At 68.8% G+C, this 24462-nt stretch carries 21 protein-coding genes; 9 read left to right on the top strand and 12 right to left on the bottom strand.

What is annotated here, in order from left to right; all coding sequences use genetic code 11:
* Positions 1 to 3: 3 nt before the first annotated feature.
* Positions 4 to 663, bottom strand: a complete 660-nt coding sequence (locus GO488_RS00105) for a 2,5-diamino-6-(ribosylamino)-4(3H)-pyrimidinone 5'-phosphate reductase (RefSeq protein WP_162315785.1) — start codon at positions 661 to 663, stop codon at positions 4 to 6.
* Between the two features lie 117 nt (positions 664 to 780).
* On the opposite strand from GO488_RS00105, the gene GO488_RS00100 reads away from it, so the two are divergent.
* From GO488_RS00100 to GO488_RS00090, 3 genes are read left to right on the top strand one after another with little or no spacing between them, the layout of a single operon-like run.
* On the top strand, positions 781 to 2061 hold the full coding sequence (locus GO488_RS00100) for a Single-stranded DNA binding protein (RefSeq protein ID WP_162315784.1): 1281 nt from the start codon (positions 781 to 783) through the stop codon (positions 2059 to 2061).
* A complete protein-coding gene (locus tag GO488_RS00095; RefSeq protein ID WP_162315783.1) occupies positions 2058 to 3761 on the top strand; it encodes a hypothetical protein in 1704 nt (567 codons plus the stop codon). The genes GO488_RS00100 and GO488_RS00095 overlap by 4 nt, the downstream gene beginning before the upstream one ends.
* A 51-nt stretch (positions 3762 to 3812) precedes the next feature.
* A complete protein-coding gene (locus tag GO488_RS00090) occupies positions 3813 to 4562 on the top strand; it encodes a metallophosphoesterase (protein ID WP_162315782.1) in 750 nt (249 codons plus the stop codon).
* A gap of 25 nt (positions 4563 to 4587) precedes the next feature.
* Here the strand turns inward: GO488_RS00090 and GO488_RS00085 are convergent, their stop codons facing one another.
* Complete coding sequence (locus GO488_RS00085; protein ID WP_162315781.1) at positions 4588 to 5448, bottom strand: class 1 fructose-bisphosphatase; 861 nt, start codon at positions 5446 to 5448, stop codon at positions 4588 to 4590.
* Between the two features lie 65 nt (positions 5449 to 5513).
* Entirely contained in the window at positions 5514 to 6284 is a 771-nt protein-coding gene (locus GO488_RS00080; protein WP_162315780.1) for a creatininase family protein, read from the bottom strand.
* Between the two features lie 100 nt (positions 6285 to 6384).
* Between GO488_RS00080 and GO488_RS00075 the strand changes: the two genes are divergently transcribed.
* The gene (locus GO488_RS00075; protein WP_162315779.1) at positions 6385 to 9213 is read left to right on the top strand and encodes a DEAD/DEAH box helicase; all 2829 of its coding nucleotides are present in this window, start codon (positions 6385 to 6387) and stop codon (positions 9211 to 9213) included.
* 19 nt (positions 9214 to 9232) lie between these two features.
* Here GO488_RS00075 and GO488_RS19830 read toward each other — a convergent pair whose 3' ends face one another.
* Both GO488_RS19830 and GO488_RS00065 read right to left on the bottom strand, forming a co-directional pair.
* Complete coding sequence (locus GO488_RS19830) at positions 9233 to 9370, bottom strand: hypothetical protein (protein ID WP_194242918.1); 138 nt, start codon at positions 9368 to 9370, stop codon at positions 9233 to 9235.
* Positions 9371 to 9378: 8 nt separating this feature from the next.
* A complete protein-coding gene (locus GO488_RS00065; RefSeq protein WP_162315778.1) occupies positions 9379 to 9999 on the bottom strand; it encodes a zinc ribbon domain-containing protein in 621 nt (206 codons plus the stop codon).
* A 229-nt stretch (positions 10000 to 10228) separates the two neighbouring features.
* Here GO488_RS00065 and GO488_RS19775 point away from each other — a divergent pair, with 229 nt between their 5' ends.
* Positions 10229 to 11095 carry a twin-arginine translocation signal domain-containing protein gene (locus GO488_RS19775; RefSeq protein ID WP_174242476.1) on the top strand — a complete coding sequence of 289 codons (867 nt, stop codon included), beginning with the start codon at positions 10229 to 10231 and terminating at the stop codon, positions 11093 to 11095.
* Positions 11096 to 11183: 88 nt separating this feature from the next.
* Positions 11184 to 12941, top strand: a complete 1758-nt coding sequence (locus GO488_RS00055; protein ID WP_162315777.1) for a MutS-related protein — start codon at positions 11184 to 11186, stop codon at positions 12939 to 12941.
* A gap of 252 nt (positions 12942 to 13193) precedes the next feature.
* On the opposite strand, the gene GO488_RS00050 is transcribed toward GO488_RS00055, so the two are convergent.
* Positions 13194 to 13511 (bottom strand): hypothetical protein, encoded by a 318-nt coding sequence (locus GO488_RS00050; protein WP_162315776.1) that lies wholly within the window; start codon positions 13509 to 13511, stop codon positions 13194 to 13196.
* Positions 13512 to 14137: 626 nt separating this feature from the next.
* Between GO488_RS00050 and GO488_RS00045 the strand changes: the two genes are divergently transcribed.
* Positions 14138 to 14548: an archease gene (locus GO488_RS00045; RefSeq protein ID WP_162315775.1), complete on the top strand. Its 411-nt coding sequence runs from the start codon at positions 14138 to 14140 to the stop codon at positions 14546 to 14548.
* On the opposite strand, the gene GO488_RS00040 is transcribed toward GO488_RS00045, so the two are convergent.
* Genes GO488_RS00040 through GO488_RS00020 form a run of 5 tightly spaced genes read right to left on the bottom strand, consistent with a single transcriptional unit; the run spans position 14545 to position 20806 of the window.
* The gene (locus GO488_RS00040) at positions 14545 to 15786 is read right to left on the bottom strand and encodes a zinc ribbon domain-containing protein (protein ID WP_162315774.1); all 1242 of its coding nucleotides are present in this window, start codon (positions 15784 to 15786) and stop codon (positions 14545 to 14547) included. The two genes, GO488_RS00045 and GO488_RS00040, sit on opposite strands and share 4 nt — an antisense overlap.
* 39 nt (positions 15787 to 15825) lie before the next feature.
* On the bottom strand, positions 15826 to 17121 hold the full coding sequence (locus GO488_RS00035) for a zinc ribbon domain-containing protein (protein WP_162315773.1): 1296 nt from the start codon (positions 17119 to 17121) through the stop codon (positions 15826 to 15828).
* Between the two features lie 52 nt (positions 17122 to 17173).
* A complete protein-coding gene (locus GO488_RS00030) occupies positions 17174 to 18328 on the bottom strand; it encodes a PP2C family protein-serine/threonine phosphatase (RefSeq protein WP_162315772.1) in 1155 nt (384 codons plus the stop codon).
* Between the two features lie 2 nt (positions 18329 to 18330).
* Positions 18331 to 19563, bottom strand: coding sequence for an FHA domain-containing serine/threonine-protein kinase (locus GO488_RS00025; protein ID WP_162315771.1), 1233 nt, complete (start codon positions 19561 to 19563; stop codon positions 18331 to 18333).
* Positions 19564 to 19621: 58 nt separating this feature from the next.
* A complete protein-coding gene (locus tag GO488_RS00020; RefSeq protein ID WP_162315770.1) occupies positions 19622 to 20806 on the bottom strand; it encodes a vWA domain-containing protein in 1185 nt (394 codons plus the stop codon).
* A 120-nt stretch (positions 20807 to 20926) separates the two neighbouring features.
* Here GO488_RS00020 and GO488_RS00015 point away from each other — a divergent pair, with 120 nt between their 5' ends.
* On the top strand, positions 20927 to 21355 hold the full coding sequence (locus GO488_RS00015; protein WP_162315769.1) for a CopG family ribbon-helix-helix protein: 429 nt from the start codon (positions 20927 to 20929) through the stop codon (positions 21353 to 21355).
* Between the two features lie 6 nt (positions 21356 to 21361).
* Here GO488_RS00015 and GO488_RS00010 read toward each other — a convergent pair whose 3' ends face one another.
* Positions 21362 to 22003 carry an alpha/beta hydrolase gene (locus GO488_RS00010; protein ID WP_162315768.1) on the bottom strand — a complete coding sequence of 214 codons (642 nt, stop codon included), beginning with the start codon at positions 22001 to 22003 and terminating at the stop codon, positions 21362 to 21364.
* Between the two features lie 173 nt (positions 22004 to 22176).
* Here GO488_RS00010 and GO488_RS00005 point away from each other — a divergent pair, with 173 nt between their 5' ends.
* Complete coding sequence (locus GO488_RS00005; RefSeq protein WP_162315767.1) at positions 22177 to 24273, top strand: beta-glucosidase; 2097 nt, start codon at positions 22177 to 22179, stop codon at positions 24271 to 24273.
* Positions 24274 to 24462: the final 189 nt, after the last annotated feature.

The following is a 24462-nucleotide window of genomic DNA, read 5'->3' as shown; positions in this document are numbered from 1 at the left end:
ACGTTAGACGTCCCAGGTCAACAGGACGCCGCCGTCGACGCGCTCGACATCGGTGAGTTCGAGTTCCGGGAACTCCTCGACGAAGCCGTCGCCGTCGACGAGCGTCGGCGCGTCGCGGCCGCCGATCACCTTCGGCCCGACGAAGACGGAGAGCTCGTCGACCAGCCCCGCCTCGAAGAGGCTGAAGATGAGTTCGCCGCCGCCCTCGACCAGGAGACGGTCGATACCGTCGCCCTCCAACTTCGCCAGCGCCGTCGTCACGTCGACGCGGTCCTCGCCGGCGGCGACGACGTACGCGCCGGCGTCTTCCATCTCCTCGACGAAGTCCGTCGGCGCGGCCTCGCTGACCAGCAGATACGTCTCCGCGCTCCCGTCGAGCACCTTCGCGTCCGGCGGCGTCCGGATCCGCGAGTCGGCGACGACGCGGGCGGGGTTCTCGGAGTCGCCGCGTTCGACGCGGGCCGCCCGGCGGTCGGCGTCCTTGACGGTCAGCGACGGGTCGTCGGCGAGGACGGTCCCGACGCCGACCATGACGGCGTCGCTCTCGGCCCGCAATTCGTCGACCCGATCGAAGTCGTCCGGACCGGAGACCGCCAGTTGCTCTCGACGCCGGGAGGAGAGCTTTCCGTCCGCGCTCATCGCGGCGTTGACGAGTACGTGCATAGTCGCCGGCAGGCGACTGTGACGAAAACGGGTTTCGGTTCCGGGAGCGAGACAGTTCCATGGGAGCGCGCGCCGGCCCACAAACCCTTTTGAACGCCGCCGCCGAACTTCCCGTCGATGTCTCTCGAAGATCATGTCGAGGAACTCGCCTCCGACCTCGACGTAGACAAAGAGGAGGTCAGACGCGACTTAGAGAACCTCGTGGAGTACTCCGTCCCGATGGACGAGGCCAAGCAGAGCCTCCGGCGGAAGTACGGCGGCGACTCCGGCGGCAGCGGCGGCACGCCGTCGAGTAAGGCCATCGGCGAGGTCACCACCGACGACTCGAACGTGACGGTCACCGCCGTCGTCCTCACGTCCGGTCGCCGGTCCATCCAGTACAACGGCGAGCAACACGTCATCCGGGAGGGCCAGCTCGCAGACGAGTCCGGCACCATCTCCTACACCGCGTGGGACGGCTTCGAAGGCGACCTCGAACCCGGCCAGACCGTCCGGTTCGGGAACGCCGGCGTCCGCGAGTGGGACGGCCGCCCCGAACTCAACCTCGGCCAGAGCACCGACGCCGAGGTGGTCGACGAGACGCTCGACGTCGACGCCGACGTGGGCGGGGAGTCCGCCCTCGCCGACCTCGAACCCGGCGACCGCGGCATCACTGTCGAGGTGCGGGTCATAGAGTGCGAGGAGAAGGTCATCGACGGCCGGGACGGCGAGACGACCATCCTGAGCGGCGTGCTCGGCGACGAGAGCGGGCGGCTCCCCTTCACTGACTGGGAGCCCCACGACACCATCGAGGAGGGGGCGTCCGTCCGCATCGAGGAGACGTTCGTCCGCGAGTTCCGCGGTGCGCCCTCGGTCAACGTCTCGGAGTTCTCGACGGTCACGCCGCTCTCCGAACCCGTCAGCGTCACCGAGGACGCCCCGCGGATGCGGATCCGCGAGGCCGTCGAGAGCGGCGGCCAGTTCGACGTGGAACTGGTCGGCAACGTCATCGAGATCCGGGACGGCTCCGGCCTCATCGAGCGCTGTCCCGACTGCGGCCGCGTCGTCCAGAACGGCCAGTGTCGCACCCACGGCGCGGTCGAGGGCGAGGACGACCTGCGGACGAAGGCCATCTTGGACGACGGCACCGCCACGGTCACGGTCATCCTCGACGACGAACTCACCGAGCGTGTGTACGGCGGCGACTTAGAGGACGCCCGCGAACACGCCCGCGACGCGATGGACAAGGAGGTCGTCGCCGACCGCATCGCCGAGCGCGTCGTCGGCCACGAGTACGTCGTCCGCGGCTCGCTGTCGGTCGACGAGTACGGCGCGAACCTCAACGCCACCGAGTTCGCGGAGGCCGACGACGACCCCGCGGCGCGTGCGAGTAACTTCCTGAAGGGGGTCGACGCATGAGCGAGTCCGACGACGGCGGGCCGGGGCGGCGCGAGGTCGCCCACCGCCTGTTCGCCGCGGAGTTCGACGACGCGGACTTCTCGTACTCTGAGTCCGACGAAGAGCGCGCCCCGAACTACGTCGTCACGCCCACGGGGGCGCGCGTCAACCGCCTGTTCGCCGTCGGCGTCCTCACCGAGATCGAGCAGGTCAACGAGGAGGTGCTCCGCGCCCGTATCGTGGACCCGACGGGGCCGTTCGTCGTCTACGCCGGGCAGTACCAGCCCGACGCGCTGGCGTTCCTAGAGAGCACGACGCCGCCGCTGTTCGTCGCCATCACCGGCAAGGCGCGCACCTTCGAACCCGAAGACGGCGACCGCGTGTTCACCTCGATCCGCCCCGAATCCATCAGCGAGGTGGACGCCGGCACCCGCGACCGCTGGGTCGTCCAGGCCGCCGAACAGACCGTCGAGCGCATCGGGCACATGGCCAGCGCGAAGCAGTCGGATCTCGCGGGCGACGACCTCCGTGCTTCGCTGACCGAGTCCGGCGTCGAGGAGAGTCTCGCGGCCGGCATCCCGTTGGCGCTGGAGCACTACGGCACGACCGGCGACTACCTAGAAGCGCTCCGCGACCTCTCGCTCGACGCCGCCCGCGTCGTGGCGGGCGAGGTCGACGAGGCCGGGACGCTGTCGCTGTCGCCCGGTGACGGCACCGACGACCCGCTGCCAGTGCTCGCCGGAGTCAAACTGGAGAGCGACGTGGCGGCGGCAGCGGCCGGCGACGAGAGCGACGGTGCGGCCGAAGTTGAAGCGGCATCGCCGAGCGACGCGGAACCGTCGGTCGATTCGGGGGCGTCGGACGATTCGGAACCGTCGGTCGAAGCAGAACCGACCGACGACTCCGCCGCGGCGGCCGAGAGCGCCGACACCGAGAGCATGGGCACCGCCGACGCGACGCCCGACGAGGGCGAGACCGTCGAACCGACCGAACCGGAGTCCGAGGACGCGCCTACCGAGACCGATACCGACGTGGGGACCGCCGGCGAGTTCGGCGGCGACGAGACGGAAATCGCCGATTCGAGCGACGCGGCGACCGAGTCCTCGACGGCCGACGAGGGTGCTGACGACGCGGACGCCGACGACGAGGTCGGCGACTTCGACACCGAGTTCGAACTCGACGAGGGCGAGCGCGAGGAGATCGAGGCGGAGTACGGCACCGACTTCCAGAGTGGGTCGGAAGTCGACGAGCCGGGCGAGGCCGACATCGACACGCCGGACCCGGAGGAGTTGGCCGAAGCAGAGGCGGGGGCGTCCGAAGAGGGCGCGCCCGCCGACGCCGCCGACGCGGAGCCGGCCCCGAACTCGCCGGGCGCGCCGGCCGGCGACGAGTCGCCCGAACCGGACGCCGAGGCGGCGACGAGCGACGCGCCGGCCGAGACCCCGGAGACGGCGACCGAGGCGGGAGCCGACGAGACGACCGCCGGCGAGGCCGCCGACGCGGCCGAGGAACCCGATGCCGAGGACGTAGACCTCGAAGACGCCGTGATGGACGTCATGCGCGACTTGGACGACGGCGACGGCGCGGACCGCGAGGAGATCCGCGCGACCGTCGTCGAGGAGTACGGCGCAGACTCAGACGCCGTCGAGGACGCGATCCAGGACGCGCTGATGAGCGGGCAGTGCTACGAGCCCGAAGACGGCAAGCTCACTCCGATCTGAGCGGAGTCGCAGTCGCGCCCCTTTTCTCCCGTCGTCGCCAACGCGAGAGCGATGCGCGTCGAACCGCTCCCGAACGCCCCGGCCGCCACCGTCGAGACCGGCGGCGAGCGACTGCTGACTGTCGCGGACTTCCACGCCGGCATCGAGGCCGGCCTCCGCTACGAGGGCGTTTCGCTCCAGTCGGCGGCCGAGGAGCGACGCGAGCGGTTGCTGGCGCTGCTCGACCGGGCGCGAGCGGACCGACTGGTCGTCCTCGGCGACCTCGGCCACGCGATCGGCGACCCCTTCGCCGAGGAGCGCGAGGAGCTGACCGCGCTGTTCGACGCCGTAGACGTGCCGGTCACCCTCGTGAAGGGGAACCACGACGGCGATTTAGAACCCGTCCTCGCCGAGATGGACGCCGCCGTCGACGTGACGCCGGGCCACGGGACCCGCATCGGCGACGTGGGGTTCGTTCACGGGCACACGTGGCCGGCTCCCGACGTGCTGAACGCCGAGGTCGTCTGCGTCGGCCACGAACACCCGGTCGTCAGACTGGAGGACGAAGTCGGCGGTGCGCGGAAGGAGCGGGCGTGGCTCCGCGGGTCCCTCGTCGCCGATCCGTTCGCCGACCGCTACGGCGCGGCCGTCGAGACGAGCGCCGACCTCGTCGTCTTCCCGGCGTTCAACGACCGCTCTGGCGGGACGTGGGTCAACGTCGAGGGACAGGACTTCCTCGCGCCGTTCCTTCCGGACGGGATGGCCGACGCGGAGGCGTTCCTGCTCGACGGGACGCGGCTCGGGCGGTACGATCGGGTGTGACGCTGAAACGGCGTCTGTCGTCCGGTCACTCGCTCACGGCGGCCTCTAAGCGCTCGACGAGTTCCGTATTTCCGAGGAACGTCGGCGTCCGCCCGTGGAGACCGTCCGGTTCGACGTCCAACAGCGACTGCGATCCGTCGGAGGAGCCGCCGCTTGCCGCTTCCACGAGGTACGCGAGCGGCGCGGCCTCGAAGTGGACGCGGAGTTTCCCGTCGGGATAGGTGGTCGTCGCCGGGTACCCGAAGAGCCCGCCGTACTCCAGCACCTGCGCGAGGTCGGCGACCGTCGCCCCGCCGTAGCGGAGTTTCAGATCTCGGCTCAGGTCTCTGGCGAAGTCGTTGACAGCGTCGGTTCGCTCGCCGGACTTGCCGGCGATGCCGACGACGGTCGGTTCCTCCGGCAGGGAGAAGGTTCCCCAGCGCTCGCTGTGGCCGTCGCGCAGGAGGTACTCCTGGACCACGTCGCGGTCCTCGCGGGCGACGGTCATCGTCGTGTAGGGGCCGTAGAGGACCATCATCGACGCGACCATGTCGCGGCCGGTCGCGGGAAGCGACGCGTCGTAGACGCCGACGATCGTACCGACAGAGTTGTTCGACGCGAGGTTGGCCGAGCCGTCCAGCGGGTCGATCGCGACGGTGTAGCCCTCGCCGCAGTCGACGACGCCCTCGCGCTCTTCGCTCGCGTAGCCGCCGACGCCGTCGACGTAGGACAGGGCGTCGAAGAAGAGGTCGTCGGCCCACACGTCGCCGCCGACCTGCCGTTCGCCGCTCGGGTTCTCGTCGCCCGGATTCCCGCCGCCGCGTCGCCCGGCGTAGTTGGCGAGGTTCCGGCGCATGTAGTGAGCCGTGTCCTTGACCGCCCGTTCGACGTCGTCGAGCGTGTTCATCGACCCGCCCTCGCGCTGTCGCTGGGTTCGAACATGTCCTCACGTCGTCTCGCCGGCGACATAAACTACACGTGCGGTTTCGGAAAGAGGCCTTCTGCGGGCTGGTCGTCTAACCACTCGCAGAGACCGGTGAGGTTTGAGAGCGCCGCATCGAACAACTTCTCGCCCGCTTCGGCCGAGGCGTCGGTCTGGTCGCCGAGCACGCCGTTTTCCGTGTTGTCGATGGCGTCGTAGAACGTCCTCGCGCCGTTGACGCGGCCGGTCGTCTCGTCGAACTCCCGACAGCCACCGTCGCGGGCCTCTTCGAGGCGCTCCTCGTGGACCAGTTCGCCGGCGAGGTGCTGAATGAGCGACGTCTCCTTGGGCCCGCCGTGGGGACCCGGCGTCTCGAACGTCTCCGCGATCAGGTCGGTGATGCTCTCGTCCCACATCCACTCGATGGCGTACAGCGTCCCGTCGTCGCGCAGCCGGCGGCCCACCTCGCGGAGATGCTCGACGTTGCCGCCGTGGGCGTTGACGAAGATGACGCGGTCGATGCCGTGGTACGCCAGATTCCGGGTGACGCTCTCGACGTAGTCCCGGAACGCCGGCGCGTCGGCCCACATCGTCCCGTGGAACTGCCGGTGGTGGGGGCTGACGCCGACATTGACGGTCGGCGTACAGAGATAGCCGGTCTCCTCGGCGGCCCGGCGGGCGAAGGACTCGGCGATGATGTGGTCGGTCGCTTCCGGAAGGTGGGGCCCGTGTTGCTCCGTCGACCCCAGCGGCATCAGCGCCAGCGACTCCGACTCGAAGTACGATTCGAGGTCCGGCCACGCCTCGTCGGCGAGATACATGGACGCAGTTCCGGCGCGACCGCCTTGAAACCGATGCCGAATAGGCCCGACAACGTGTGACACGACGCGCTTAACCGGTCGTATCCGCTAGACGGGTCCGATGAGTGAGACCGGTGTCGCGGCGTTCAGCGTGCTCGGCGACGAGGTGCGAAGCGCCCTCTCCGAGCGCGGGTTCACGACGCCGACGGAACCGCAGCGCGAGGCGATTCCCCGTCTCGCGCGCGGCGAGGACGCGCTCGTCGTCGCCCCGACCGGCACCGGCAAGACCGAGACGGCGATGCTGCCCGTGTTGGACGCGCTCGCGTCGGCCGACGAGGAGCGGTTCGGCATCGGCGCGCTGTACATCACGCCGCTGCGGGCGCTCAACCGCGACATGCGCGAGCGGCTGGAGTGGTGGGGCGAGACGCTCGACTTGGACGTGGACGTCCGACACGGGGACACGACCGACTACCAGCGCCAGAAGCAGGCCAACGACCCGCCGGACGTGCTCGTGACGACCCCCGAGACGCTGCAGGCGATGCTCACGGGGTCGAAACTCCGGACGGCGCTCGAAGACGTGGACCACGTCGTCGTCGACGAAGTCCACGAACTCGCCGCGGCCAAGCGCGGCGCGCAGTTGACGGTCGGACTCGAACGATTGCGCGAAGTTTCGGGCCCGTTTCAGCGAATCGGCCTCTCAGCGACGGTGGGCGACCCACGGGAAGTCGGGCGCTTCCTCACCGGCGGCCGCGGGTGTTCCGTCGTCGCGGTGGACATCGGCAGCCGACTGGACGTGAACGTGGTGCGACCGCAGGTGACCGACCGCGACGAGCGGCTCTCCCGCGAACTGGTCACCGACGCCGAGACGGCCAGTCACGTCCGCTTCATCGACGACCTGATACGGGAGAACGAGTCCGTCCTGCTGTTCGTCAACACGCGACAGACCGCCGAGGCGCTCGGCTCGCGGTTCAAAGAGCTCGGGACGAACCTCGGCGTCCACCACGGGTCGCTCTCGAAGGAGGCCCGAATCGACGTGGAAGACCAGTTCAAGGCCGGGGAGCTCGACGCCCTGCTCTGTACCTCGTCGATGGAACTGGGCATCGACGTGGGCCGGGTCGACCACGTCGTCCAGTACGGCAGTCCCCGGCAGGTGTCCAGGCTCGTCCAGCGAGTCGGCCGCGCCGGCCACCGCCGCGACGAGATATCCTCGGGGACCGTCGTGACGACCCACGCCGACGACACGCTGGAGGCGCTGGCGATCGCCCGCCAGGCGCAGGACGGCGACGTCGAACCCGCCGAGATCCACGACGGGAGCCTCGACACCGTCGCAAACCAGTTGGCCGGTATCGTGATGGACACCGGCGAGGTGCGGGCGATGGAGTCGTACCGCATCATCACGCGGGCCTACCCGTTCCGCGATATCGACGAAGCGGCGTTCAAGGAAGTCGTCCGCGAACTCGCCGAGAACAACGTCGTCTGGCTGGACGAGGACCGCGACACGCTGGAGAAGCGCCGCGGCACGTGGCAGTACTTCTATCAGAACCTCTCGATGATCCCCGACGAGGCCACCTACGACGTGGAGGACGTGGCCTCGGGCCAGCAGGTCGGGACCTTAGACGAGCGGTTCGTCGTCAACTTCGCCACCCCCGGCGAGGTGTTCGTCCAGCGCGGCGAGATGTGGCGCATCACGAATATCGACGAAGAGGAAGAAATCGTGACCGTCTCCCCCATCGAGGACCCCGCCGGCGAAGTGCCTTCGTGGGTCGGAAGCGAGATTCCGGTCCCACGAGCCGTCGCGGGCGAGGTCGGCGAACTGCGGCGAGTCGCCGGCGAGCAGTTACAGGAGGGCGCGCCCGCCGAGTCGGTCGCGGCCCACGTCGCCCGCCGGTACGACGCCGACAGGGAGACAGTGGCCGACGGGCTCTCGCAACTGGAAGGCCACGAGGCACCGATCCCCGACGCCGAGACGATACTCGTGGAGTTCCGCGGCCGGGAGGTCCTCGTCAACTGCTGTTACGGCCACAAGGTCAACGAGACGCTGGGACGCGTCCTCTCGGCGCTGCTGGGCCAGCGGGCGGGGTCCTCGGTCGCGATGGAGGTCGACCCCTACCGCATCGAACTCGAAGTGCCTCGCCGCATCAGCGCCGGCGACGTGATGGAGGTCTTAGAGGGGACCGACCCCGACCACCTCCCGGCGCTCGTCGAGTTGAGCCTGAAGAACGCCGACGCGCTGAAGTTCAAGCTCGCGCAGGTCGCCACGAAGTTCGGGTCGCTCAAGCGCTGGCGCGGCCGCGGGTCGACGGACTTCGGTCGTGACCGACTGCTCGCCGCGCTGGAAGACACGCCGATGTACGACGAGGCGTTGCGCGAGGTGCGCCACGAGGACCTCGCCATCGAGGAGACGGCGGCGCTGCTAGAAGCGCTCCAGTCCGGCGAAGTCGCCCTCGAAACGGTCGGCGAACGCACGCCAATCGGTCTCGGCGGGAACGCCTCGGGCCGCGAACTGCTCTCGCCGGAGAACGCCGACGCGAGCGTCATCCAGACCGTGCGAGAGCGGATCCAGAGCGACCGCGTCATCCTCGCCTGTCTGCACTGTCGGGAGTGGGACCGCAAGCAGCAGGTCAAGCGAGTGCGAGACCAGCCGGAGTGTCCGAAGTGCGGGTCCACTCGCGTCGCCGCGCTGAACCCGTGGGCCGACGAGGTCGTGTCGGCGGTGCGAGCAGACGAGAAGGACGAGGAACAGGAGAAGATGACCGAGCGCGCTTACCGCGCCGGGTCGCTCGTCCAGACCCACGGCAAGCAGGCCGTCGTCGCCCTCGCCGCCCGCGGCGTCGGGCCGCACAACGCCGCGCGGATCATCAACCGCCTGCGCGAGGACGAAGACGAGTTCTACCGGGACATCCTCCGTCAGGAGCGGGAATACGCCAGAACGCAGTCGTTCTGGGGGTAGCCGAGTCGATTTCGGAAGATCAGCTCAGCCGCCGAATCGCGTCGGACAGCGGCCCTTCGACGGCCGACGGATCGGCGTTCTGGACGGTGAATGAGGTGTGGCGTTCGTCCGCGTCCATCGCCTCCGAGAGCAGGCCGCCGCGGCGGTCGACATCCACGTGGACGGTCAGGGCCGCTCGTCCGCAGACTCTTCCGTGCCGTCGCTGCCGAACCCCGCGCGTTCGTGGAGCGGACCGGGTTCGCCACGGGCCTGCCGGGCGGCGCGCTCGGAGACGCGCCGCGCCAAGAGCGCCGCAGCGACGGCGGGAACCGCCAGCGCGGCGGCGACGAGGAGCGTTCGATCCGAACCGACACCGCCACCGGAAACCGAGTCGTAGCCCAGCGCCGCCATGACGGCCAGAACGCCGGCGACGACGAGGGAGAGCCCGCGAGCGAGCGCCGCACTCGGGTTCGGGAGGCGAGCGAGCGCCGCCGCCGACCCGAGCCAGCCGGCGAGCAGGAGGCCGCCGATCGCGAGAGGGGGCAGGTCGCCGACGGCGATGACGACGGCGTAGGCGAGCAGCGGCGCGATGGCGATTCCGAGCGCGAGCCCCGTCAGGAGGACGGCCCACCGCGGCGCGGCGTTCGCGTCGCCGTCGTGGGCCGCGCTCATCCGCTCGTCGAGGAGGGCCGCCACCTCTTCGGAGACCAACTGCTCGCCGCAGGCCGGGCACGCCGTCGCCGTCGCTGCCAGTGACTTCCCGCAGGCGGGACAGGCCGGGTCGTCGGCCGTGCGCCACTCGTCCATACCGTCGCATGCGACGCCAGCGGCTTGAGTGGTCCGCTCGGTCCGACGGCCGACTGCCCGCTCGTCGTCGGTTCGGTACGGTCGGCCTGCCGTTCGCTACGCTCGACTTACCCTGTCACGATAGTGACGTTCAGCGTTTCGAGGCCGTCTGGGCGGTAACGGCGTCCTGTGAACGGCGCTCCGCTACTGAGAGAGGTTAACAAAGTGCAGTCGACCGTTGCGTACTGGCATGGAACGACATCCACTCGACTCCTCGCGGCGGGACGTGATGAAGGCGCTCGGCGCGGGCGCGGTGCTGTCGGGACTCGGCGGAACGGCGACCGCACAGACCGACGACGGACAGACAGATGACGGACAAGGCGGCGACACCCCTTCACCCGGTGACGGTGCGGGTACGGTCTACGAAGTCGAGACGCTGATACGGGGGCCGCCGACCAATCCGGATCGGCCGGTCGACTTCTTCTATCAGCCGACCGGTCTCCACCTCCGGCCGGGCGACGTGATCAAGTTCGTCTTCACCACGCCGGACCACAACGTCGTCAGCTACCACCCGGCCTTCGGGATGCGACGCCGGGTGCCGACCGGCGTGCACGCCTTCTCCTCGCCGATACTGGGCTGGCAACCGCGCTCGATCGCCGACGACCAGATCGAGCCGCCGGCCGAGATGGACGGAGGCGGCGAAGGCGGACAGGGAGGCGCTGGACAGCAGAGCGGCGATCAACAGGGTGGCGGACAGGGAGACGGGCAAGGCGGCGGTGGACCGCAGAATGGGGGACAGCAGGGCGGTAGTCCCCGCGGACCCGTCCCGTCGACGTGGCTCTACGCTTTCGAGACGCCGGGCGTCTACGACCTGCTGTGTTCGCCCCACGAGACGTACGGCATGGCGATGCGCGTCGTCGTTGGCGACGCCACCGAAGCGCCCTTCGAGACGAGCGATCCGAGCGCGCTCCCGGCACCGCGTGCCGGGCCCGTCGAACTCGCCCGAGAGACGCTCACGGATCCGGCGCTGCAGCCGTCGAACATCGTCGAACAGGGGGCAGTAGCGTGGGAGTCACTGGAGGCCGTCGGCGGGCGGTCCGGGCAGACACAGGGCTGAGACGGGCGAGACGCGGGAGACGCACACCTCGATCGAGGCCGACGGCGCGTGATAAACGACTAAACGGCGGCGACCCGTCCGCTGGCCCATGCGACTGGAGGAGTACTGGGGGATCGGACCGAAGACGTCCGAGCTGCTGGCCGAGAAGTTAGGCGTCGAACGGGCCGTCGAGGCCATCGAGACGGCGAACACGCGGACGCTGACCGCCGCGGGACTCTCCCGCGGGCGGGCGACGCGCATCCTCCGGCGAGCGACTGGAGCCGAGTCGATGGATCTGCTGGCGACCCGAGACACCCGCGACGTCTACAAGGAACTGCTGGACCTCGCCGAGGAGTACGCGGTCACGGCCGACGCCGCCGACAGGATTCGCGTCCTGACGCCGCTGCCCACCCGCGAGGCGATGACCGAGCGACTGGACGACGTCCTCGAAGCCAAGGGGACCTGGAGCGACCTCGCCGACGACGACCAGCGGGCCGTCCTCGACGCCTTCGACCGCTACGACGCGGAGACCGGCGAGCGAGCGGCCGTCGAGACGGCGCTCGCGCTGCTGGAGACCGGCGTCGGGGACGGCGTCTTCGAGCAGGTGGCGGCGCTCGATACCGACGCGCTCGAAGACGCTCGGGCGGCGCTGGCCGGTCTCGCCGGCGAGGGCGAACGCGTCGGCGAGGGGGCCGACGCGGAACTCGACCGCCTCCGCACGCAGCTCGGCGAAGTCGAGGACTTGGCGGCCGCCACGCCCGAGGTGGTCGAGGCCGTCCAGGACGGGGCGCGCCGCCCGGCCGACTTCCAGGACGCGCTCGTCCGGTACGTCACCGACGAGACGGGGATGGACGCCACGCGAGTCCGCGACGCGATGCCGAGCGAAGCGACGGATGCACAGGACTTCGTCGACGCCGCCCTCCGCGAGCTGCGCCGGTCGCTCCGGACCGCCGTCGAGGAGCGCGAAACCGCGGTCGCCGAGCGACTGGAAGACAACCTCGCGGCCGCGCGCGAGGACATCGACGCGGCCGTCACCGTCGTCGACGAGGTCTCGCTGGCCGTCTCGCTGGCTCGGTTCGCCATCGCCTACGACCTGACGCGACCGACGTTCGTCGACCGCGAGACGATAGCCGTGCGAAACGCCCGCAACCTCACGCTCGCCGACGCCGACGACGTGCAACCGGTCACCTACGCCGTCGGCGACCACGCGCTCGACATCGAGCGGACCGACGCCCCGCCCAGCGGCGACCGGGTGGCGGTTCTCACCGGCGCGAACTCCGGCGGGAAGACGACCCTGCTGGAGACGCTCTGTCAGGTCCAGTTGCTCGCGCAGATGGGGCTGCCGGTCCCCGCCGACGCCGCGGAGGTCGGCGTCGTCGACACCGTCGTCTTCCACCGCCGACACGCCTCGTTCAACGCGGGCGTCCTCGAATCGACGCTCCGGTCGGTCGTCCCGCCGCTGACCGGCGGCGACCGGACCCTGATGCTCGTCGACGAGTTCGAGGCCATCACCGAACCCGGTTCGGCGGCGAACCTGTTGCACGGCCTCGTCACGCTGACCGTCGACCGCGACGCGCTGGGCGTCTTCGTCACGCACCTCGCGGCGGACCTCGAACCGCTCCCCGACGCCGCCCGCGTCGACGGCATCTTCGCCGAGGGGCTGGACTCCGACCTGAACTTACAGGTGGACTATCAGCCCCGCTTCGGCACCGTCGGGAAGTCCACGCCGGAGTTCATCGTCTCGCGACTGGTCGCCAACGCCAACGACCCCGTCGAGCGCGGCGGCTTCGAGACGCTCGCGCAAGCCGTCGGCGAGGAAGCGGTGCAGCGAACCCTCTCCGACGTTCGCTGGAACGAGGGAGAGTGAGCCAGTCGGCGGGCCGACGGCTGCTCGGTCACGACAGCGGCGGGAAAACCCGCGGTGTTACCGACGGCGGGCGCGTCGGCGGTCGTCGTCTCGCTGCTTTCGTCGCTGTTCCGCGATGGCGATGAGATACGTGGTTCGCATTCGTCGATCCTCTCTCCGCCGGGGGTCGAACCCAGAGACCGGAGGATGTCCGGCGTCCGCCAGTGGACGCGGAGAGGCGGGGAGCCAGCGGGGGGAGAGCCGAAGCGCGGGTTACGCGTCCTCGACGACGAGATCGTCGACGGCGAGGATACCGAACCCGTCGGCGAGGCATTCTGTCACCACAGCCTCGAGTGCGGCGTCGTCGCCGTCGTCGGTGACGGTGATCGACACTCGCAGGTCGGCGTCGACCCGGAGGTCGGTGAACGTCGGCCGGACGCCGCGGACTCGCCGCACCGTGACCTCGGCGACGCCGTCGACGTTCTCGACGACGCCGGCGACGCCGCTCTCTAAGTCTTCGGAACCGCCGCGGGGGACCCGCAGCGAGACTTCGGCCGATGCCTCGACGGGGACAGTCGCTTTCAGCGACATAGACCGACGGCCGGAGTCGAACCGGGCGTGGACTCGCCGATCGAGTCCGTCGGTGGGGCGACACAGCGGTCGCTCGACGGAGACATCTCTCACCAGTTGGTCGTTTCCGAGCACCCGATCACGCCCGGCTCGTGAGGACGGACGACGGTCGTCTGTCACCGAGCGAACCGTCTACCCACGAAGGTAGTTGAGCGCCCGGCGGTCGTCGGCAGCGGCGTCGCCGGCGAATCGGGGCGTCGGAAGACGAGATCGAAGCGCCGCCGCAGTGGGCGTCCGCGCGACCGGACAACCGTCCCACGGCGGCGCTGTGTCCCTATGCGAGGCGGGACGGACGGGCGTTCACCCGACCGATCCAAGCCCCGATAAAGGGAATCCCGGACGCGGCACGCTCGCCGCGTCCGGGGGCCGTCGGCACGCTGTACGCACAGCGTGCGTCGGGCGCGGACGATGGGGCCTGGATGTTGTCGGTCATGGGAACACCACGTCGCTTCGTGTGACGTATTTTATCCATCTCAGGAACACATATTAAATCTACTGCACGTTCGGTAACCCGTGACACAGCCAGCCGTCGCCCGAGATCTCGAGAACCCGCACCTCTTTTTCGGCGAGGAGCGAACCGTCGAGCGATGCCGTTCACCCTCCGTTCCCACACGGCAGACGTCGCCGTCGAGGCCACCGGCGGGACCCTCGACGAGACGTTCGCCGCGATGGCCGACGGCCTCGCCGCCGCGATGTGCGAGACGGTCCCCGACGCGGGCGAGCGCTTCGACCTCCGCGTCACCGCGGAGTCCGTCGAGGCGCTCCTGTTCGATTACCTCGACGAACTCATCTACGAGCGGGACGTTCGGAACGTCCTCCCGGTCGAAAACGACGCCGCCGTCACAGAGGAGGGTGGCGAGTGGCGCGTCGAGGCGAGCGCCCGCGGTGTCCCGCTCGAAGCGGTCACCGCCAGAGAGGTGAAAGCCGTCACCTACTCCGAGATGGCCGTCGAATCGACGCCCGACGGCTGGCGCGCTTACGTCGTCTTCGACGTCTAGTCGAGGCGCTCGCCGCAGTCGGGACAGAACGTCGCCGTCGTCTCCGGCGGGATCTCCCGGCCGCAGGCGGGACACGCCTCGGACGTTGACGCGTCGCGGCGCTCCGGCGAGAACACCGCCGTGTCGTCCAGCCACCCGTCGTCCTCGCCTTCGGTATCCACGGAATCGTCCGCGTCGTCGAACGTCGTCACCCCCGCACCCACGTTCGTCTCCGTCTCTTCTGGAACCGCTTCGTCCGGCGTGAACACCCGCGTGTTCGAGGAACGGTCGTCTCCGCCTCGTTCTTCGACCGGGGTCTCCACCGTCCCGCGATCGGCCGCGTTCTCGTCCCTCTCGCCGCCCTCGTCCGGCAGCGTTCCGTCCTCGATAGCGCGGTCACTCGTCGATTCGGCCCGAGCGTCGCTTGGTCCCCCTTCCGCCCGCGCGACCGGCGGCATGATCGGGAACCGCTGGCCGGGCCGGCGCGACGGCTCGGCGAGGGGGGCTTTCGACCTGACGATCGCGCCGGCGACCTGCTGAGCGAGGAGGTACGCCGTCGAGAGGAGCGCGGGAACCGCGACCACGGCGGCGAGCGCCGCACTCGGGCCGACGCCGGTCATTTCGAACCCCGTCTCGACGACGCCGTCGACGCCAGCGGCGGTCAGCAGCCTCCCGATGGACGGACTCACGCTACCGAGGAACGTCGCCTGAACGAGCCACCCGGCCGCGAGCATCGCGGCAGTCACGTAGAGAAACAGCGTGAACAGCGGCGGCACCGACAGCGAGTACACCCGATAGCCGTAGACGACGGTCCGTACGAGCAGGTGGACGCTGGCTACGAGCGCCACAACCGTGACGGCCAATGTCGGCCCGATGGCGAGCGACACCAACAGGCAGCCGAGTAAGAGGGCCCCCGGTGGCGCGACGAGAACACTCGGGTGGTTCAGCCGGTATCGCTTCGCGAGGTTCCCGTGTCTGTTTCGGAACCGACCGTTCGTCAGCCGCGCGGCTACGAGCGCAGGTGCGAGGAGCCACAGCGCGAGGGCGGCGGCCGAGAGTCCCGTGATGGCCACGCCGCCGACGGTCAGCACGGTTGCATCCGCGAAGCTTGGCACGATGCGGCCGACGGCAATCCCGGTGAGGACGACCCACGTGCCGTAGAACAGGTACCCCGCGAGCCCGCCGACGAGTACCCACCACTCGGTGGCGAGCAGCGACAGCGACCGGCGAAACTCTTCGGCGGGGACCCCGTCCGACATTACGTGACGTATCTCCAAGTGATGGCTTAATTCGTGCGGTCAGGGCGCTCGAATCGCGACAGTCGCGACGCCGGAGAGTTCGAGTTCGTCCCCCGGCGCGACCGGTTCCCGGTCGCCCTTCTGGAGCGTCTGACCGTTGAGCCGAGTCGGGTTGTCACCGAGATCGACGAGGTAGAACGCGTCTGCCTCGCGGACGAACCGGACGTGTTCCCGGTGGATTCGGACCGCCTCGTCCTCCGGTCGTCCGGCGTCTATGAGCGCCGCTCGGATCTCCCGACCGACCTTCTCGCCGTCGGCGACCGGAATCTCCTCGCCGCCGACTTCGAGCACCAGCGAGTCCGGGACCGGCTCCGTCTCGCCGTCGTCGCTCTGTGCCTCCAGGGCCTCGACGGCGTCCTGACTTCCCGAGTCGTCTCCACCGGATTCACCGCCCCGGTGCGCGTCGAGGTCCTCGCCGCAGTTCATACAGAAGTTGGCGTCCTCGTCGACGTCCGCACCGCACTCCGGGCACTCCGCGAGGGGGTCGGGTTCGCCCGGTTCGAGGTCCTGTACGTCGGCCCCACACTCCAGACAGAAGTTGGCCTCGGGATCGAGGTCCGCACCGCAGTCCGGACAGTCGACGGTCGCCGGCTCCGCTTCAGCGGTCTCGTCGTCCGCCATCTCTCGATCCTCGGTCTCCGATTCCGCTTCGGCAGCCGTCGCCCCGTTCGCCTCGACGGCAGATTCGTCGCGTTCGTCGACTTCGGCAGTCGACTCCTCGGACGCGGATTCTTCGCCCGCCGACTCGCCGGCGGTCGTCTCGTCGGCCCCCGCGTCGGTCGCCGTCTCCGGCGTCTCGGCCGGCGCGTCGCTCGTCGCCGCCTCGGCGTCCGGTTCGGGCGACTCGTCGCCGGCCGGCGCGCCCGGCGAGTCCGGGGCCGGCTCCGCGTCGGCGGCGTCGGCGGGCGCGCCCTCCTCGGACGCCTCCGCCACGCCGTCGGTTTCGGCCGTCTCGACGTCCTCGTCCCACTCGCTCACTTCGGCCGTCTCACCAGCGTCGTCTGTCTCGCCGGCGTCACCTGAAGCCGCTCCGGTGGTCGACTCGGCGTCGGCGACGGAGTCGCTGTCGTCGGTACGCTCCGCCGTCTCGGAGAGCAAGTCGCGGTCAGACTCCTCGGCAGTCGTCTCCGTGGACGCGTCACTATCCGCTTCCGTGGCCTCGTCTACATCGCTATCGTCCGTGTACTGCCACTCCCCGCACTCCGGATTCGTACACCACCCGCCCGCTGTCGACGGGTCGAACTCCTCCCCGCAGATCGGGCACTCCACCCCACGTTCGGTACTTGCGTCTGACATGCTCGTTCGTTGGCGGGTTTCACGGCGAGAAATAAAACGTTACCCCTGAAGTTCACTCGTCTGACATTATGAGCGTCTCGCGGTCTTCGACGTCTTCGTCCGGGTCTGCGGCCCGCACCGGCAGTCCACCGGTCTCGGGGGTCGGCGGAAGCGTTTCGTCGGCGAACATGAGGACGGAGATGTTGTCCTTTCCGCCGCGGTCGTTGGCCACCGAGACGTACTCCCGAGCGGCGTCGGCGAGCGAGTCGGCGTCCAGAAGGACGTCTCGGATCTCGTCGTCGGTGACGACCGCCTCGCGGACGGTCTCGGCGACCGCTTCGGAGCGGTCGGCATCCACGTACTCCTCGTAGAGCTCCGGCGCGTCGGTCTGGGCGTCGACGAGACCGTCGCTCGTCGCGAGGATGGTGTCCTCGGCGTACAACCGGACGGTCCGCGTGTCGACCTCGACGAAGGCCCGTTCGGGGTCCTCGTGACCGGAGCCGCCGAGCGCCCGCGTTATCTCGTTGCCGTTCGGGTGGACGTGCGCCTCCACGTCGTCGATCTCCCCGACGTCGGCCATCTCCTCGACGACGGCGTGGTCCTTGGTCAGCCGGGCGATCTCCTCGCGGGCGTGGTTGACGAGATAGGCACGGCTGTCGCCCACCCAGCCGAGGTGGAGCTTGCCGTCGGCGTAGACGCCGGCGACGAGCGTCGTGTACGACTGCGACCCCGACTCGTCGGCGTACCGAACGATATCGCGGTGGGCTTCGACGACGGCGCTCTCGATAGCGGCCTGAATGTCCTCGGGACCGAGCGTCTCGGGGAGCACGTTCGGCCCGATGTCCACGTCGAACCCGTCCGGGTGGCTCCGAACCGCGCGGATGGCGACCGGAGCCAGCCGCTCGGCGACGACCGTCGTCGCGATGTAGGAGGCCGCGTCGCCCGCGTCGTGACCGCCCGCGCCGTCCGCGAGGACGAACACGCCAGCCGAGCGGTTGGCCGGGCGGCCCTCGCGTTCGTCTTCCGTTTCTCGCTCGTCCGTATCCTCGGCCCCGCTGTCGCCGTCATCCGCGTCCGCGCTCGACGCCTCGCCGCTATCGGGCGAGCGTTGCTGCCCCCGATAACCGTCGCGGTGTCCCTCCTCGAAGACGGTCAGCGAGAGGCTGTCCTCGTTGATTCCTCGTCCGCGCTTCCGGTCGCCGATGTCGTAGTTGGTTGCGTATCGCATGATCACTCGGGGTGAAACTCGAAGGTGACGCCGTAGGTCGGATGGACGAGCGAGACGAGGTCGCCGTCCCGCAGTCGCACCGACTCCGGCGGCACGTCGCCGTGTCTGTCCGTCGGGTCCTCGCCCTCCTGTCGGAGGCGCTCGCGGCCCGCCTCGCAGAGCACTCGCTGCCATCCCGACCCCTTCTGGACGAACGTGCCGTTGAGACTCCGGTCGACCAGGTGCCACTCCCCGTCGCGGGTGTCGAACTGCACCTGCACCGAGGAGATGTACTCGCCCTGCGGGTCCTCGATGGTGATGGACGCGGGCGGACCGGTCGCCCCCTCGCGGCCGATCGTGTCGCCGGGTTCGACCGTGAACTGCTGGTCGGCCTGGATGTATCTGACCGAAGCGGTCGAGGGCGGCGTCGGGTCCTTGGCCTCCAGCACGTCTCTGAGCACCGTCGCGTTGCGATAGCGATGCCGGTAATCCGACTGGGTCGCGCGCTCGACGATCTCCGCGAGGTAGTCCTCGCAGTCCGCGCCGAACTCCTGTGGGTTGACGCCGTCTTTCTTCGGGACGCTCCCCTTCAGCAGGAAGAGCAGGATCTTCCCGATAGAGTAGACGTCGGACCACGGCCCCTGCCGGACGTCAGTCCGACTCGCCTCCGCGACCTCGCGGGGTTTGAACGGCCCGAGGATGGTCGTCCCGTTGTTGCCCGTCGCCGGGTCGCCGGTGGCGTCGAACCCCGTCGCCGTGTTGAAGTCGATGAGCGTCGGCGTGATGTCGGGCGTGAGCATCACGTTCTCGGGTTTCAAGTCCCGATAGACGATCTCGTTCTCGTGGAGGAAGCCCATCGCGTCCGCGAGGTCGATACCGATCCGGCGGACCTGCTCGGTGTCCTCGATGGGGCCGTGCCGGTCGATGACCCCGTCGAGTTCGATGCCGCCCTCGACGAGTTCGACGACGAGGAAGGGGACGTCACGCTCCCGGACCGTGTCGTAGAGGTCCATCACGTTCTCGTGGCCGCCCGCCGCGGCGATGCGTTCGAGCGACTCCGCCTCCTTCTCGAAGTACTCCTCGATGACGCTCCGGTCGTTCTGTGACTCCGTGTAGTTCGGGTGCTTCAGGACGACGGCGTCGCCGGTCTCCCGATCGAGCGCCCGGTAGGCCTTCGCGAACCCGCCTTTCCCGAGGAACTCCTCGAGTTCGTACCGACCGCCGACGGCGTCGCCCGGTTCGGGTTCCCACGTCACGGTGCTCACCGTCGGGTTCGGTCGGCCGCCTCGCTCGGTTCACCCGATTCGCCCGTCGTCACTTCTGGAGTCCTTCGTCGGTGACGATCTTCGTCGCCCGGCTCTGTTCCTCGCGGCCGCCCTCCATGACGATCTGTGTCTGGCGCTCCGCGGACTCGACGGCTTCGGCGTCCGCGCCGTGGATTCGGGTCATCCGCTCGATCTGTGTCTGGGCTTCCGCGACGTTGCCCTTCCCGAGTTCCGTCTTGATGACGGTCTGACGGTGGTCGACGTCGACCTGCTCGTTGTGCTCGCCGAGTTTCTCGGCGTCGTCGGTGTACTCGACGGTGATGGCTCCGGTCGCCGTCTCGCCGCCGGCGGTCAGCATCACGTCCGCGAGCGTGACCTCCTGACCGACCGCGCGCGGCGGCGCGTGTATCTTCAGCACGACGCGCTGGGTCTCGCGGTCCAGCAGGTCCGGCAGTTTGATGACGGTCGCGTTGTCCCGCCATTCGGGCGTGACCTCCTGTGTCTGTGGCAGCGCGCGGTAGACCTCACTGACTTCGACGCCCTCGGCCACGTCCAACTCCAGCTGCGCGTCGGGCGCGACGAGCGTTCCGGCCTCCTCGACGGCGTCGCCGAAGAACTGCTCGATGTCGCCCGCCGCTTCGAGGTGGGTCCACTCCCCGCGTGCGGTCGAGCCGAGCGTCCGGATCGTCTCCCTGCGGTAGTCGCTGCCGATACCGGCCGACTTGATGCGGATGCCCTCGGCGTCGATCTCCCGCGCGAGCGTCTCGAACTCGGGCGGGTCGTGGCTGTTGTCCTTACCGTCCGAGAGCAACAGGAGGCGACGCGCAGTCGTGGCGTCGTCCGGCAGCCGACGCAGGGACTCCGCGGCCGCCGCGAGTCCGCGATACATATCCGTCCCGCCGCCAGCGGCGATCTCCTCGAGGTGGTCCATCGCGTCCTCGCGTGAGATGTCGCCCCACCGCGTCGCTTCGAGGATCACTTCGACGTCGCTATCGAAGGCGACGATGGAGACGTAGTCGTCGTCTTCGAGCAGTCCGAACACCCACTCAGCCCCCGACCGAGCGCGTTCGATATCCTCGCCCGCCATCGACCCGCTGGCGTCGATACACAGCGCGATCTGGCGCGTCGGTCGTTCGTCCTGTCGGCCGGGTTCGACTTCGATCTCGGCCGTCAACTTCGCCCCATCCCCCGGGACGTGTGGCCGGTTAGCGTCGGTCACGACGTTCGCGGTCATACTGGTAAGAGGGACTTACGACCTAATTATAAGTTTTCCCCACAGAATCAGGAGAGAGAAAGCCGTCGCGGCGCGAGTCGTTCGATAATCCTTAATAGGAATTGTCGACTCAGTTAATACATGACCGTCGTCAGCGTCTCCATGCCGGAGTCACTCCTGAAACGCATCGACGAGTTCGCCGAGGAACACGGCTACACCGGCCGGAGCGAGATCATCCGCGAGGCCAGTCGGAACTTACTGGGCGAGTTCGAGGACAAACGACTGGAGGGCCGTGAACTCATGGGGATCGTCACCGTCCTCTTCGACTACGACACGACCGCCGTCGAAGAGAAGATGATGCGCCTGCGCCACGAGCACGAGGGTCTCGTCGCCTCGAACTTCCACAGCCACGTCGGCGAACACCGCTGTATGGAACTGTTCGTTCTCGAAGGGGAACTCGAAGAGATATCGACCTTCGTGGGTAAGATTCGCGCGACCAAGGACACGCTGAACATCGACTACTCGGTCGTCCCCGTCGACGAGTTCGGGACGCTCGCTGACGTGGAGTGAACCGGTTCAGGCGGAGATCAATCGCTCGACTAGTTCGTCCACCGCATCGAGTTCGTCCTCGTTGACGCCGTGTCCCATCCCCTCGTAGATGCGTTCGTCCACGTCCCCGTTCAGTCGCTCGAAGACCGCTTTCGTCTCGTGAACCCGCTCCAGCGGGATGTGCGGGTCCACGTCGCTGCACCCGAGGAACACCGGCGTCCGCTCGATATCACCGTCGTACTCGTCGGGGTTCACAGATTCGCCGATGAGACCACCGCTTAGTGCCGCCAGCCCGCCGTATCGCTCGGGATTCCGTGCGACGTACTCGCTTGCGAGACACGCCCCCTGTGAGAACCCCAGTAGGAATATCTTCTCCGCCGGAATCCCCGCGTCGTTCGCCCGTTCCATCGCGTCGCCGACCGCCCGTAACCCCGAACTCCGTCCGGGTTCGTTCTCCTCGACGGGCGAGAGGAACGACTGGGGATACCACGTATTGCGGGCGGCCTGCGGTGCCAGCAGCGCGAGCCCGGCACGGTGGACTTCCCGTCCCATTTGGACGATGCTCTGTGCCGTCGCCCCGCGGCCATGGACCAACACCATCGCCGCCTCGGCGTCGTCCAGCGATGTTCCGGCCGTAACCAGTTCCTGGTTCTGGTGTGGCCCGCTCATGACCGCTCCTCCCTCGTCAGGTCGTTCGTCGCCATACAGACTATGTGCGCTCCATCCTTTTCACTGCCGCGTGTCAGTCCCCGTTCGATCATATCGATACCTTTGGTTCGCGACGCTTAGCGATTCCGTCGTCAAAGCCTCTATACGGCGGTCGACCGAGGATACGGTATCTGATGGCAGACCCACCTCCCGAGATCGACGCACTCGTCTCCGAGCTGACCCGTGCCGAAAAGCTATCGCTCGTCTGCGGGACGCGCGACCCCGACGGGACCGCGACCGGCTACCTCGCCGGCGTCGGACGCCTCGACATTCCACCCTTTCGCCTCGTCGACGGTCCCCTCGGCGTCCGCGCCGAGGGCGAGCGCTCGACCGCGTTCCCCGCGTCGCTCGCCACGGCAGCGTCGTTCGACCCCGACCTCGCCCGCGAACAGGCGGCCGCGATGGCGCGCGAAGCCACCGCACACGGTCAGCACGCGCTACTGGCCCCCGGCGTGAACATCGTGCGGGTGCCCCACTGCGGGCGAAACTTCGAGTATCTCTCGGAAGACCCCGTGCTCGCGAGCGATATCGGCCGAGCGCTCGTCGAGGGGATACAGTCCGAAGACGTCGTCGCGACCGTCAAGCACTTCGTCGCCAATAACCAGGAGACGAGCCGGACGACTGTCAGTTCCGACGTCGACGAGCGGACGCTTCGAGAGCTCTATCTTCCGCCGTTCCGCGCCACCGTCGAAGCCGGCGTCGGGTCGGTGATGACGGCCTACAACCGAGTGAACGGCACCCACATGAGCGACCACGAGACGCTCGTCACCGATCTCCTCAAAGACGAGTGGGGATTCGACGGTTACGTCGTCTCGGACTGGTACGGGCTGGAGACGACCGTCGGCGCGGCCAACGCCGGTATGGACTTAGAGATGCCGGGCGTCCCAGTCGAACCCGAAGCCGACGACGCCGACGAGTTCGAGTGGCCAGACGGAATTCCAGACGCGACCCACGCGGGCCTGTTCGGTTCCCCCTTAGCCGCTGCTATCGACGACGGGTCAGTCCCAGCGGCCCGCCTCGACGACATGGTCGCCCGCGTCCTCGGACAGATGGCGCGAATCGGCCTGCTCGACGGAGCCGAACGCACCGGCGAACTCGACAGCCAACGTCACCGCGACCTCGCCGAACGAGTAGCCGTTCGCGGAACCGTCCTACTCGAAAACGACGGCATCCTGCCCCTCTCGGACGACGCGGACGTGGCGCTCGTCGGTCCCCACGTTCACGAAGCGAAACTCGGCGGCGGCGGCTCTTCGGAGACGACGCCGTTTCACTCGCAAAGTCCCGTCGACGGCCTGAAAGAGCGGGCCGCCGGATCAGTGACTACGGCTCGGGGTATCGACGCGATCGAATCCGTCTCGCTGTTCGACCTCCTCCCGTTCGTCGAGGGCGGCCGCGACGACGCCGATTCCGCGCCCGAGAGCGAGCCCTCGCTCTCGGACGCCGTCGACGCCGCGGCGAACGCCGACGCCGCCGTCGTCGTCGTCCGCGACGCGACGACCGAAGCGCGGGACCGCGACACCCTCTCGCTCCCGGGCCGACAGGACGAACTCGTCTCTGCCGTCGCCGCCGCCAACGACCGGACGATCGTCGTCCTCCGCTCCGGCGGCCCGGTCGAGACACCGTGGCGCGACGACGTCGCCGCGATCGTCCAGAGCTGGTACCCCGGTCAAGCCGACGGCGACGCGTTGGCGTCCGTCCTCTACGGCGACCGAGACCCCGGCGGCCGACTGCCGGTCACGTTCGCGCCGGCGGAGACCTACCCGACGAGCGACGACCGGCGCTTCCCCGGCGTCGACGGCGTCGCTCACTACGACGAGGGGATCTTCGTCGGGTACCGGCACTTCGATACGACCGACACCGACCCGACGTACCCCTTCGGTCACGGCCGCTCCTACGCGACCTTCGAATACGGCGACGCAGTCGCTCTCGACGGGGGCACTATCGAAGTGTCTATCGAGAACGTCGCCGGTCGCCGAGGGCGTGAGGTCGTACAGGCGTATGTTCGACCGCCCTCCGTCGACGGCATCGACCGGCCGCATCGCGAACTCGCGGGCTTCGAATCGCTCTCGCTGTCGCCGGGCGAATCACGAACCGTCTCGCTCTCTCTCGACGACCTCGCGTTCTCGCGCTACGATACGGACCGCGGGTGGACGGTCGATACAGGCGAATACACAGTCGAGATAGCGCGCTCCGCTCAGGACGTTCGAGAGACCGTCAGAATCGAGCGCTGACTCGCACAACTGACGCTCCGCTCGCGGCTTTCGCGCTTGTCGAACTCGTTGTCCGGCGCTGCCGCTACGCAATAAATACGGAAAGCCCACACGAAGAGACATCTCTCCGTGTGGGCTGAATGAATGATAGGGAATGAATGGTGGCGGCGAACCAAATTTCCCAGAGGCTCGCGCACTCCAGTACTCGCT

It is taken from the genome of Haloarcula limicola (assembly GCF_010119205.1).
GTDB lineage: Archaea > Halobacteriota > Halobacteria > Halobacteriales > Haloarculaceae > Haloarcula > Haloarcula limicola.
The sequence above is the reverse complement of the archived record's forward strand: the minus strand, read 5'-3'. Positions and strand labels throughout refer to the sequence as shown.

Excerpts from the sequence above, each read along its gene's own strand:
- GO488_RS00015 (WP_162315769.1), top strand. The coding sequence starts at position 20,927 with ATGACCGTCGTCAGCGTCTCCATGCCGGAGTCACTCCTGAAACGCATC.
- GO488_RS00020 (WP_162315770.1), bottom strand. The coding sequence starts at position 20,806 with ATGACCGCGAACGTCGTGACCGACGCTAACCGGCCACACGTCCCGGGG.
- GO488_RS00080 (WP_162315780.1), bottom strand. The coding sequence starts at position 6,284 with ATGTATCTCGCCGACGAGGCGTGGCCGGACCTCGAATCGTACTTCGAG.
- GO488_RS19775 (WP_174242476.1), top strand. The coding sequence starts at position 10,229 with ATGGAACGACATCCACTCGACTCCTCGCGGCGGGACGTGATGAAGGCG.
- GO488_RS00010 (WP_162315768.1), bottom strand. The coding sequence starts at position 22,003 with ATGAGCGGGCCACACCAGAACCAGGAACTGGTTACGGCCGGAACATCG.
- GO488_RS00050 (WP_162315776.1), bottom strand. The coding sequence starts at position 13,511 with ATGTCGCTGAAAGCGACTGTCCCCGTCGAGGCATCGGCCGAAGTCTCG.
- GO488_RS00105 (WP_162315785.1), bottom strand. The coding sequence starts at position 663 with ATGCACGTACTCGTCAACGCCGCGATGAGCGCGGACGGAAAGCTCTCC.
- GO488_RS00095 (WP_162315783.1), top strand. The coding sequence starts at position 2,058 with ATGAGCGAGTCCGACGACGGCGGGCCGGGGCGGCGCGAGGTCGCCCAC.
- GO488_RS00030 (WP_162315772.1), bottom strand. The coding sequence starts at position 18,328 with ATGCGATACGCAACCAACTACGACATCGGCGACCGGAAGCGCGGACGA.
- GO488_RS00055 (WP_162315777.1), top strand. The coding sequence starts at position 11,184 with ATGCGACTGGAGGAGTACTGGGGGATCGGACCGAAGACGTCCGAGCTG.
- GO488_RS00085 (WP_162315781.1), bottom strand. The coding sequence starts at position 5,448 with ATGAACACGCTCGACGACGTCGAACGGGCGGTCAAGGACACGGCTCAC.
- GO488_RS00005 (WP_162315767.1), top strand. The coding sequence starts at position 22,177 with ATGGCAGACCCACCTCCCGAGATCGACGCACTCGTCTCCGAGCTGACC.
- GO488_RS00075 (WP_162315779.1), top strand. The coding sequence starts at position 6,385 with ATGAGTGAGACCGGTGTCGCGGCGTTCAGCGTGCTCGGCGACGAGGTG.
- GO488_RS00045 (WP_162315775.1), top strand. The coding sequence starts at position 14,138 with ATGCCGTTCACCCTCCGTTCCCACACGGCAGACGTCGCCGTCGAGGCC.
- GO488_RS00035 (WP_162315773.1), bottom strand. The coding sequence starts at position 17,121 with ATGTCAGACGCAAGTACCGAACGTGGGGTGGAGTGCCCGATCTGCGGG.
- GO488_RS00100 (WP_162315784.1), top strand. The coding sequence starts at position 781 with ATGTCTCTCGAAGATCATGTCGAGGAACTCGCCTCCGACCTCGACGTA.
- GO488_RS00040 (WP_162315774.1), bottom strand. The coding sequence starts at position 15,786 with ATGTCGGACGGGGTCCCCGCCGAAGAGTTTCGCCGGTCGCTGTCGCTG.
- GO488_RS00090 (WP_162315782.1), top strand. The coding sequence starts at position 3,813 with ATGCGCGTCGAACCGCTCCCGAACGCCCCGGCCGCCACCGTCGAGACC.
- GO488_RS00065 (WP_162315778.1), bottom strand. The coding sequence starts at position 9,999 with ATGGACGAGTGGCGCACGGCCGACGACCCGGCCTGTCCCGCCTGCGGG.